10 protein-coding genes are annotated in these 10,116 nt (G+C 54.7%); 2 read left to right on the forward strand and 8 right to left on the reverse strand.

All coding sequences use genetic code 11. The features are described from left to right. Positions 1–185 precede the first annotated feature (185 nt). Positions 186–437 (forward strand): hypothetical protein, encoded by a 252-nt coding sequence (locus Q0897_RS15585; RefSeq protein ID WP_278321848.1) that lies wholly within the window; start codon positions 186–188, stop codon positions 435–437. Positions 438–792: 355 nt separating this feature from the next. On the opposite strand, the gene Q0897_RS15590 is transcribed toward Q0897_RS15585, so the two are convergent. From Q0897_RS15590 to Q0897_RS15605, 4 genes are all read right to left on the reverse strand, one after another. Further along, positions 793–1,962 (reverse strand): zinc-dependent alcohol dehydrogenase, encoded by a 1,170-nt coding sequence (locus Q0897_RS15590; RefSeq protein WP_299310309.1) that lies wholly within the window; start codon positions 1,960–1,962, stop codon positions 793–795. 631 nt (positions 1,963–2,593) lie between these two features. Further along, positions 2,594–2,911, reverse strand: coding sequence for a transcriptional regulator (locus Q0897_RS15595; RefSeq protein ID WP_299310294.1), 318 nt, complete (start codon positions 2,909–2,911; stop codon positions 2,594–2,596). Continuing rightward, positions 2,908–3,243 carry a hypothetical protein gene (locus tag Q0897_RS15600; RefSeq protein ID WP_299310295.1) on the reverse strand — a complete coding sequence of 112 codons (336 nt, stop codon included), beginning with the start codon at positions 3,241–3,243 and terminating at the stop codon, positions 2,908–2,910. Before Q0897_RS15600 ends, Q0897_RS15595 begins: the two co-directional genes overlap by 4 nt. A gap of 110 nt (positions 3,244–3,353) precedes the next feature. Next, positions 3,354–4,208, reverse strand: a complete 855-nt coding sequence (locus Q0897_RS15605) for a CPBP family intramembrane glutamic endopeptidase (protein WP_299310297.1) — start codon at positions 4,206–4,208, stop codon at positions 3,354–3,356. A 142-nt stretch (positions 4,209–4,350) separates the two neighbouring features. Between Q0897_RS15605 and Q0897_RS15610 the strand changes: the two genes are divergently transcribed. Further along, entirely contained in the window at positions 4,351–5,553 is a 1,203-nt protein-coding gene (locus Q0897_RS15610) for an integrase arm-type DNA-binding domain-containing protein (protein WP_299310299.1), read from the forward strand. Between the two features lie 107 nt (positions 5,554–5,660). Here the strand turns inward: Q0897_RS15610 and Q0897_RS15615 are convergent, their stop codons facing one another. The 4 genes from Q0897_RS15615 to Q0897_RS15630 form a co-directional block, all read right to left on the reverse strand. After that, a complete protein-coding gene (locus tag Q0897_RS15615; RefSeq protein ID WP_299310301.1) occupies positions 5,661–7,361 on the reverse strand; it encodes a hypothetical protein in 1,701 nt (566 codons plus the stop codon). Between the two features lie 193 nt (positions 7,362–7,554). Continuing rightward, positions 7,555–8,730 (reverse strand): DNA cytosine methyltransferase, encoded by a 1,176-nt coding sequence (locus Q0897_RS15620; RefSeq protein ID WP_299310303.1) that lies wholly within the window; start codon positions 8,728–8,730, stop codon positions 7,555–7,557. A gap of 10 nt (positions 8,731–8,740) precedes the next feature. Continuing rightward, positions 8,741–9,700 (reverse strand): hypothetical protein, encoded by a 960-nt coding sequence (locus Q0897_RS15625; RefSeq protein ID WP_299310305.1) that lies wholly within the window; start codon positions 9,698–9,700, stop codon positions 8,741–8,743. Beyond that, positions 9,669–10,116, reverse strand: a 448-nt coding sequence (locus Q0897_RS15630; RefSeq protein WP_299310307.1) for a hypothetical protein, incomplete at its 5' end; no start/stop codon positions are given. The genes Q0897_RS15630 and Q0897_RS15625, both read right to left, overlap by 32 nt.

Raw genomic sequence — 10,116 nt, forward strand, 5'->3', positions numbered from 1 at the left:
GAACTCCGATGATCTGCTCTTCTGAAAACCTCGTTCTCTTCATCTCGTCCGTCCTTCTGTCAGGGCCGGACTCTAATTCAACTTGGAGGAAAATCAGGGGGTCACATCACCCCCGGCGAGATTGGCTTGTACGGCCTGCTAAGACTCAATTTGTAACTTCATCTTATCAGCCTACTTATAACCAGATGAACCTTTATCTCCTGTTCTTTGATCCGGATTATGGTCCAAAGGACCTCGACTTGTGTGGTGACGGCATCAGATTGCGTGACGGACTGTATCTCATCCAGAGCGAACTGACCCGCTCAAAACTGTATCATCGGATTAAATGGCAACTGAAGGATGGCGCGGCACTTCTGGTCGCCCCGTTGGCGGATGACCCCAAGTTCAAAGGAATGGAAGCTGGGTCGCTGAAATGGCTTAGGGACATCGAAAGTTAAACCTTCCTGCGCTTACTTCACATTTTGCGGCGGTCGCTGTGAGCTACAAATTCAAAATTGCCGTGAGGTACTGGTCGTGATACTTATTGCTATTAGGTTCCTTCTAGCGGCAATTATCATCTCTCACACTAATTATTTTGCCGCGACGAATTAACTGCCCCAGTAATTGTAGATAATGGCATTCATCGCGCAGCGGAATACGGATGTGCTCGACCGGCACCTAATCTGATTTAGCTCTCCAATTTCTAATACTCGGTCCGAGAGGAATACTACCGGGGGTATTTATCGTCTCTAATTAGCGAAGACCCCAAGCACGGTTGGCAAAACCTACCCGACCCTTTTCTCATACCCATTCCTAATTCGGGGTCATGATGCACTTTACGCAACCATCTTTCTTGTCGCGAAAGGTCTTGTAGAAGTCTGGGCCATTTTCCAAAGTGCCACGGTGTGTGATTATTTCGGAAAGGTCGATTTCGCCCGCTTGCACTCGTTCGAGCAACGGCTCCAGATAGTGTTGCATATGGGTCTGGCCGGTTCTCATGGTCTGACCTTTGTTCATGAAAGGACCCATTGGAAAGGCGGTCGGGCCGGCGTAGACACCGGGCACGGAAAGTTTCCCGGCTTTCCGAACAGACTTTACCATTTGCATGAGAACATGTGGCCGGTCGTGCGCCCCGGTAGTGTGCAGCTCTATCGATTCAGCGAGCGAGGCACCCCAGTTGCTACCATGCGCTTCCGCTCCAACAGCATCGATACCAGCGTCGGGACCGCGACCGTTCGTCATCTCCTGCAGTCGCTCGTAAACGTCCTCCTGTGAAAAATCGATGGTTTCCGCCTTCCCGTAGCTTTGCGCCATCGCGAGCCGCTCAGGCACGTCGTCGATGGCGATGACACGCTTCGCGCCGAGCATCCAAGCGGATCGAATTGTGAATAGGCCTACGGGACCACAGCCCCAGACAGCGACTGTGTCACCTTCGCTAACCGCGTTTTCGGCCGCCTGGTAACCCGTCGGGAAGATGTCGGAAAGGAAGAGAACCTTGTCATCCGCTAGGTCGCTTTCGATCTTTATGGGTCCGACGTCGGCATGCGGAACGCGAACGTATTCGGCTTGCCCGCCCGGATAGCCGCCGACGAGGTGGGAGAAACCGAATAGCCCCGCGGGAGCGTGACCCATCGTCTCGACAGCGTTTTCGGCGGTGCGATTTGTGGTGTCGCAGCAGGAATAGAGGTCTCGCTCGCAGAACCAGCAAGAACCGCACGAAATTGTGAAGGGAACGACCACGCGATCGCCCTTCTTTAGCCGGGTAACTTCCGAGCCTATCTCAACAACCTCCCCCATAAATTCATGTCCGAGGATATCACCAGATTGCATTCCGGGCATCACGCCGTCCATCAGGTGGAGGTCAGAGCCGCAAATTGCGGTCGCCGTTACCTTAAGGACGACGTCTTTCGGATCCTCGATGCCGGGATCTTCCACCGTGTCGCAACGAATGTCGTTCTTGCCGTGCCAGACCAGTGCGCGCATGAAATGCCTTTCTTTGATTGCCATTCAATAACAGCAAGCGATAGGCTTTGTTCCATCACCCCCCTTACATAAAAACGAAGCTCGCAACTGAATTTCCTCACGAGATGGTTTAGAGCCTCCCGACAAGCGCTCGGACGGCGGTGCCGCGTTGCTTCGTAAGGTTCCAGAGTTTCAAAGGATAGAAAGATCCTAGGAAACAGATTTCCGAGCAGTCGCGGTCTTCCAACAGAATTTCGTTGCTCCATATTTCGGGATCGATAGGATCACGGGACTGCGAAGGAGGCCGGTGTCTGCTTATTTTCAATGTTCGATAGTTCCGGACATTCTCCTTTCGGCCCAGAAGCTGCCCATTGAGGCTTTCTTAAATCATATGGCTGGAATTGAGCCAGGAGCAGACTGCCCGGTTTCGGAAAGCAAGCCCCAAAAAGCAGACAATCAGCGAGTCCTTTTCTATAAAAGCTCCAGCCCTTTGTTGCGGACGTCCAGCGCACTACCATAAACTGGCAATGGAAGCCCAAAGTGGCGTGAACGGGCAGAGGTTCGCCGTTCGGCCATTTCGGCCTCAAACCGCCCAATTGCCCCGCGACCTGGGCATCTAGTTCGACAGCTTCATAGTTGTCCTCAGCGTCATCTAGTCCGAAGCAGTCTCACCGATCTTCTCGTCCGCTACCGTGATCATTTCCTGGAGCGCCTTCACGTGCTGCTGAAAGGCCCGTCGGCCCTTCGACGTGAGCGCTGCCCAAGTTCGCTGGCGGCCGTTCCGCGGCGCTTTCTTGATCGATACATAGCCCGCTTCTGACAGTGTCGAGAGATGTTTCGAAAGAGCCAAGTCACTCACCTCGATGACGTCTCGAATGACCGAGAATTCGGCTTCGTCGGCGCGGAGAAGAATTGCTGCGATCTGCAGGCGCGCGGAAGTGTTGAAAATCTCGTCGAGACCCACGCTCATAACTTCCCTTCACGCACATCTGCGCGATACACCCGTTCCCAGATCCAGCTGAGTCCCGATGTCCCGAGAGCGACGATTGACAACGTCACCCAGAACCATGGATCGTCGGTCGGGTCCTCGAACTGGGTGAGGACGATGACCAGCGCGGATAGGTTCAGAACGATGATCGCTGCTACGATCCACACGGTCCTGCCTCGTTGATATCCGCTCACGAACATGCCGTGACGCTTCTTATCGTCCCGGACAATCAACAACATCAGGACCATTGCCGTCACGAAGACCACGGCCGCAACATCACGAGGGAGAGCTACTGCCGCAACCATCAGCGTCATGAGCAATCCACCAGCAAAATGCCTCCAGATCGGCCACCTCATTCGTCTCGCCAGACGATCATTCGTGGACTCGAGAGCTGCCAGTGCGTCCCGTGGGTCCTCAGAGTTGTTCATGTGCTTGCCTCCGTCTCGACAACCGTAGCTGCTCCTGCCGGCATTGCTGGCAAGGCCCCCTCACTCGCCTCGGCACTTGCACGTCGCCTAGCCAGATACTGGGAAACCAAAGGCCTGATCACCAAGCCGATCATATCGATGAGCACGTGCATCGCAATCGGCTTGATGACGGATCCGCTCGAGAGATAGAACCAGAAGAAGAGCGCACCCATCGCACTGGTCGCGAGAACGCCCTTCCAACCCTGATACCAGTGCGCCAATCCGAATGCCGCGATCGAGATCATCAGCGACGCCGATATTGATCCGGTAGCTTCCAGCACCAACAGCGGGAGGGCGACGCGATAGAAGATTTCCTCGCTGATGCCGGCATTCAAAGCCAGAGGGATGCAGGATGCCACCTCCTTTCCGTTGCGCGGCAGAAGAGCTTCAATGTCGCCGACCACCGGTTGTGACATCTTCTTCAACCGCCGACGCCAGACCACTGTCGTGATGGTAAGGCCTAGAAGCAAGCCACTGGCCATTCCGAGCACCGTTTCAAAGCTGGAACCTTCGGGTTCCGAAACTGCCTCGAAGGGAGCGATCAATGGCGCGAATTCAACGGGCACTGAGTATAGTGAGTCCAGTCTCCCGAAGGTCAGCAGCACGGCTAACCCACCGACACCGAAAAGCGCCATCGGAACGACAGTCCATCGGCGGTAGAAGCGCACCCGGTCCGCGCTGAAATCAAACTTCTTGAAAGCTGCGTAGTCGCGCGCATCGCGCCAAGACATCCACGCGAGCCCGCACAGCACGACCAGAAGGACCAAACTGGGCACCATTTCAGCGTTCAGCGATGTCCAAACATATTGCATAAATGGCGGAATTCTGCCATTTTTTCTCCGGTCGTGATGATTGGAGTCCCGCTTTGTTCCACTATGTTTTGCATCGACTGGGGGCCTCAATGGGGGCTCATTTTAGCTCATGTGGGTTTGTGAATCTGAGTGAGGCCCCCGGATGGCTCTGACGACTCAGCAGGTTCGCGGGTTCAAGCCGAAGGACAAGCCTTACAAAAAGGGCGATGAGAGAGGTCTGTACCTCCTCGTGAAACCGAACGGCTCAAAGCTCTGGCATCTCAAGTATCGCTTCGGTGGCAGGGAAAAGAAGATGCCGATTGGCCCTTTCCCTGAAGTCGGCCTCGCACAGGCGCGTCACGAAAGGGATCGCGCGCGCCTCGCAATCGCCGATGGCATCGACCCCATGCGCGAACGCAAGCGGGAAAAGGCGCAAATCAAACTCGGTGCAGAGAACACGTTCGCATCTGTGGCGCAGACATACATCGAGGAAAAGATGGTGCGGGAGGGGCGGGCCGAAGCCACGCTTCGCAAGGCACGCTGGTTTCTCGATCTGCTCAAACCTGCCGTAGGCAACATGCCACTCAATGATGTCGATCCGCAGCTGATGCTGGCGGCTCTCAAGAAGCTGGAGGCGAAGGGTAATCTGGAAACGGCGAAGAAGTGCCGTTCGTTCGCAAGTCGGGTGTTCCGGTTCGGAGCAGCCATGGGTCTTTGTGAGACTGATCCGACATCAATCCTGAAAGGCGCGCTGGTTTCGCCCAAGGCGCGGCACTACGCTGCGATCCTCGAACCAGAAAAACTGGGCCAACTGCTGCGCGCCATCAATGGCTACGAATGCTACCCGATCACGAAATTCGCTTTGCAGATCGCGCCTCACATTTTTGTGCGCCCTGGCGAACTCCGTCACGGAGAGTGGGAAGAGATCGACTGGGACAAGGCTACCTGGACGATTCCAGAAGGCAAGATGAAGGCGCGGCGGACCCATGTTGTGCCGTTGTCCCGACAGGTCTTGGAGTTGTTCCGCGAGCTCAAGTCGATTTCCGGCGGGAAGGGCTACATCTTCCCGGCATTCCACACCCGGCAACGGCCCATGAGTGAGAACACCATCAATGCGGCTTTCCGCCGCATGGGTTTCACTAAGGACGAAGTGACCGCGCACGGTTTGCGTTCAACGGCATCCACGATGCTCAACGAAAGCGGCCTCTGGCATCCCGACGCCATCGAACGTGCTCTGGCTCATGGTGATAGCAATGCGATCCGGGGTGTCTACAATCGCGGGAACTACTGGGATGAGCGTGTGAAAATGGCTCAGTGGTGGAGCGACAACCTAGACAAGCTTCGAAGAGGTGAAGCAAGCTGTTGATGCTTGTTTGCAAAGTGGGCGATTGTATTACGCATCACTTTGAGCGCTGTTGCATGAACGCAAATTCTCGGGAAGCGGACCTTGGCTTCAAGGCATCGCAATTTCGCTCAATGCGGCTCACTCGTAGGGTTCAAGATGACAGCCAAGCTGTCTAGCGGAAGCATATATGAATCGCCCGGATATGACCGGGAGAATTCCTCTGCTTCATTACTCAAGATTTTGGCGAGTTCGCTAATCGAGGCCCGTGGATTTTCGACACGAACTCTCATGAAATGGTTCCAGTCGGACCAGACAGCGCGGGTGTCGCGTTCAGAGAAACCAGTAAAGTATGCATTGTAGCGACCTATCACGAACAGCTTCACATCAACGTCTGGCTTGACGGTCATCCCGGCACGCTTCGCAAGTTCGAAGATGTCGTATTTGCCAAGCCAACCCAAAACTCTCTCGACCCAATCGTTGCCTTGATCGAGCAGGTTTTTACCAGCGCTGCGACGCGCGCGATTGTCCATCCCGACCGGGTGTTGCCATTTCAGCTGAAATAGAGCCAACTCATTATGTTCCTTGTCGTAAGCGATGAAGTCTAGGTCGGTGACCGTCTTCTTGCCCTCACGTAACTTGAGATTCCGGTCATTTAGTGACCATCTGTCTCCTGGAAAAATGAGCTTGAGATCGTTCAACCAACGCTTCTCGCGATTATTTGCAAGACGAAACCAATCCTGTGGGTATCTCGCTCTCAGGTCGGCGAGTAGGAACAGGAACGGATTGGTGTCCAACCCATACATGGGGAGGATGTAGTAGTCTTGGCTCGAACGGACAATCGGGGTCCATGCGATGTCCGCTGATGAGGTGTGGTCATGTAGATTGCCGGAGCTGAGCGTCAATGGTTCCAGCAGTTTGCGAATCTGGTCGGTCTCGGCATCGAGGTGAACCGCGAGACCAGTTATGAACTCCTCGCGGTGCGCGAACGTCGTTAGCAAGTTGCGGAGATCGAGTTCTGGACGCCGCCGCGCGAGAATGGAGCTAAAACAGAGATGCTTCTCCGCGCGGCCAGCAATGGCCGCCAGGACACCAAGATAATGATTGAATGGCTCGCCACCGATGATGTCCTCCCGCCCAAGCAAGTCTTGGCTCCACATACGACGCAGATATATCTGACCGCACTCCAAAAAATGATCATCGATTTCTCGGGTCGTTGTGTAGGACATGCCCCAACCGCCGAAGCAGCCAACTGATTTCTCCAGCTCCGCTTCGAGGGCTGCATGTCGGTCTTGAAGATCAAGTTCCCAAGTGGTGTCCTGCTCGATCGTAAAATCGCTGACCCATCGCTTGTTCCGCTGAGAAACTACTTCTCCGAACATTGAAGGATGGTCCGATTTGAGAACAAGGATCGTTTGAATGCCCGACGGCATTGCGGTGGATGGCTTGTCGATCCTGGCGGTCAGAAGTCCCTCTTGAAGCCAGCCGTAGAGCATTTCCGCGCGCTGAAGAATCCCACACCGGAGCAGCAACTCGCTAGCCTGTCGCTGGGTCTGGCCCGTGCTGGGAAAAAGGCGAAAAGGTCCACCTTCGAGCTGCGGCGGCACCATAAGGGAGAGGGCCTTATTCACCCCCCATGACGAGAGGCCGACTTGTGCCTTCTTCGTTTGCTTCCAAGTTTCGGATGGCACGAACAGTTCTTCGCAAAAAACGTGATCGATCGCGCGGAGTGTTTCAAATAAGAGGGGTTCGATCGGCTGCCGCCATTGCTCAAGATTCGATTTCGATCTTTCTATCTGATCTTCCAAAATCGCGAGGGCGACATCACGCATTTTCGGAGGGCGTCCAGCCCAAGCAGTTGATAGACAATATGTGCTTCCTTAAGCGGCTTGGAGCGTATCGAGACGGCCGAATTCCGGTGATCGGATCGACAGATTTAATAGCCTGCTTCCAAGGGGGGGCGCCAATAAGCTACATACTTCCGAGTCATTCAGAGATAGAATCTTGGCAGGATCATTCGCTTTCTCAGCCTGTTGAGCTTGTAAGAACATTTCGGAGTTGGGAGACGACATGTTTGGCGAGAGCGACTGGCACGGCATTCCCAATCTGTATGCCGGAAGCCATTAGTCCTCCTTCAAATTGGAAGTCATCTGGAAAAGTCTGCAGCCGAGCGGCTTGACGCGCGGTAATTCCGTGATGTTCGGTAGGGTGGACAAACCGGCCTTTCGACGGATTTATGCATGCCGTGGTCATGGTAGGCGATGGCTTGGAAGGATCTATCCGTCCGTAGACATCTTTGTGTCCGTTATGCTGCATATGGCAGGGAAGAGTTCTCAACGACTGGCTTCGAGACCCGCCATTCGGGGGCGTGCTGCGGAAAACCTCGATCAATTCAGCCCGATGCTGCATATGGTGGTCATTGGGGTCGTTCGGTGGCGCTGGAACGGCAAAGACTTCTGCCGAAGTTCGCCACTCCATCAGCGGACCTCTCTCCGACAGCTTTCCTGGTTCGCCATGCGTCGGGTGCGGAGGCCAAGGAATGGCGAATTCAACGGCCTTGGGATCGTATCCGACGATAAACACGCGCTTTCGATTTTGGGGTACGCCAAAATCCTTCGCATTTAGAATGATCGGTTCCCGGACCGCATATCCGTTGTCCTCCGCCAATCCGAGAAATGTCGAGAGGTATTCTGCATGCTTAGGTTGCAGCAGACCGGGTACGTTCTCGAGCAGGAACATCCGTGGTCGGACCGCATCGAGAAAATGGAAATATCGATAAAGCAACGCGTTACGCGGATCGTTCACTCCGGATTTCCCGAGCCGATGCGAGGAGAAGCCTTGGCATGGCGGGCCGCCAAGAAAAAGATCGCAGTCGCCCGGCGCAAGGCCACCCTCGTCCATCACTTTGTGCGGCGATAAGTTCAGTATATCTTCTTCAAAAAATTCGACTTTGCGCCCCGTAAAATTCCTAATCTGCTTTCGGTAGGTGGCCGCTGCATGTCCGAAGTTTTCGACGGCGGCACGAACTTCGAAACCCGCTTGGATTGCACCAAGGGAAAAACCGCCAGCCCCCGAGAAAACGTCGATCGCCAGCGGAACGTGATTCCTCACGGCTGCCACAGGAAGGTGCGAGAGTTCATCATACGCCGTCGCATCTTCGCTTAGATCGTATGTCGAAGTGGATGAAGAGACTCGTTCCATGCGCCGACGCCTAGTCCGATTTCTCTTCAGCCGCCTGCGGCTCATGCGCCTCGAATTCTCGGCCGATGCGAGCCTGTGAGGCAACGTATCGCGACTGAATTTCCAGTGCATACTCGTATCGCAACATTCCACAGACAAGCGCGGTTTGTTCGACGAGAGCCGGGGCCATTGTGCCATCAGGTTTCGTCTCGGCGCCGACATGCACCACGCGGCAAAAAGGCGGCAGACCTTCTGAAAGATAGCCGTTGTTTTCGACATACATAGTCATTGAGGTTGGAGAACTGCCAAGTGACTCGGCGACTCTGAAAGCCTTTCGCTCTGTTCCCTCCCCGTTGCGGAGGTTTACGAATACCTGACCGCCGCGATTGGCATCGCGTAGAGCTTTGTTCTCGCCATGCTCAATCAACTTGAGCGCGGTAAATCGTTTGAGCTCAGGAAGTTTGTCTGGGGGTGATCCGCGGTCTTGCCCTGGAACCATGTCGCACGCAGGTGTCGCACAGAACCAATATGTTCCGCCGATGAGTAGGATGTGTCCTAGATCGACATGGGCGCTTTTGGAAGGCTTGCTGCCGATGAAGGCGTTGTGGCCAGCTTTCGCTGTGAGAAGTACGGCTTCGTTGGAAAGATCGAGGCCGAACCTGCGTTTCACAACATCATATGCGTCTTTCCCTGCGTCGATCTTCCGTAGCCGCGCCGCAAAATCGTTGACCTGTGGAAGTAGTTGATCAAGCAGTTGTTCCGAATGATGCCTTACAGTTCGATCGATCAGCGCTTGCAAACCCGGCTCGTCTTTCTCGAGAAGGCGGAGGTACCAAACAGCACCGACTTCCGGGTTTCCTATGGCATCGTCCTGAACTTCGATCCCGCGCTCATTCATTTCAGCGCGCAGCTTTGTAAGCAACAGGCGTGATGGCAGGGGACGCCAAGCAGCTAGTGCTTCATGCACCCTTTTTAAGGAGATCCAACTCATCTTGCTTCTTGCTAAAGCAAACAAAGCCGCGTGAAGCTCGGATATATTTGACGGTCTCGTTTCGCCAATCAAGGACACCGTGGTTCTCTGTCGAAAAACGTTCCGCGTTGCTCCCCTCGAAAGCCTCCAATGCGTATTGAAGTGCTCGAAGCCACTCACGCCGATCCAGCCCGCCAGTTTCCAAGGCGGTCTTTACGGCACCGAGCGGACCTTCTCCGCGCATAAGTGCCGATTTCAGTTGCACCATTGTTTTGCGGGCCAAAATTCCTCTGGCAAACAAATATTGCTCCGCAGCAACGGCGGTAACGAGGGGCGTCTCGTGTTCGTCGAGAAAATCGACTAGGCCGTGTTGACAAAAGGGATTCCCAAGCGGGCCGGGTTCTGATTCAAGACTGCTTTTTGCGGAGCAGTTATGG

The organism is uncultured Croceicoccus sp. (assembly GCF_947496385.1).
In the GTDB taxonomy this organism is placed as follows: domain Bacteria; phylum Pseudomonadota; class Alphaproteobacteria; order Sphingomonadales; family Sphingomonadaceae; genus Croceicoccus.

What these genes read in the sequence shown, in the direction of transcription:
- Q0897_RS15585 (WP_278321848.1), top strand. Translation starts at nt 186, where the DNA reads ATGAACCTTTATCTCCTGTTCTTTGATCCGGATTATGGTCCAAAGGAC.
- Q0897_RS15620 (WP_299310303.1), bottom strand. Translation starts at nt 8,730, where the DNA reads ATGGAACGAGTCTCTTCATCCACTTCGACATACGATCTAAGCGAAGAT.
- Q0897_RS15600 (WP_299310295.1), bottom strand. Translation starts at nt 3,243, where the DNA reads ATGACGCTGATGGTTGCGGCAGTAGCTCTCCCTCGTGATGTTGCGGCC.
- Q0897_RS15590 (WP_299310309.1), bottom strand. Translation starts at nt 1,962, where the DNA reads ATGCGCGCACTGGTCTGGCACGGCAAGAACGACATTCGTTGCGACACG.
- Q0897_RS15615 (WP_299310301.1), bottom strand. Translation starts at nt 7,361, where the DNA reads ATGCGTGATGTCGCCCTCGCGATTTTGGAAGATCAGATAGAAAGATCG.
- Q0897_RS15610 (WP_299310299.1), top strand. Translation starts at nt 4,351, where the DNA reads ATGGCTCTGACGACTCAGCAGGTTCGCGGGTTCAAGCCGAAGGACAAG.
- Q0897_RS15605 (WP_299310297.1), bottom strand. Translation starts at nt 4,208, where the DNA reads ATGCAATATGTTTGGACATCGCTGAACGCTGAAATGGTGCCCAGTTTG.
- Q0897_RS15595 (WP_299310294.1), bottom strand. Translation starts at nt 2,911, where the DNA reads ATGAGCGTGGGTCTCGACGAGATTTTCAACACTTCCGCGCGCCTGCAG.
- Q0897_RS15625 (WP_299310305.1), bottom strand. Translation starts at nt 9,700, where the DNA reads ATGAGTTGGATCTCCTTAAAAAGGGTGCATGAAGCACTAGCTGCTTGG.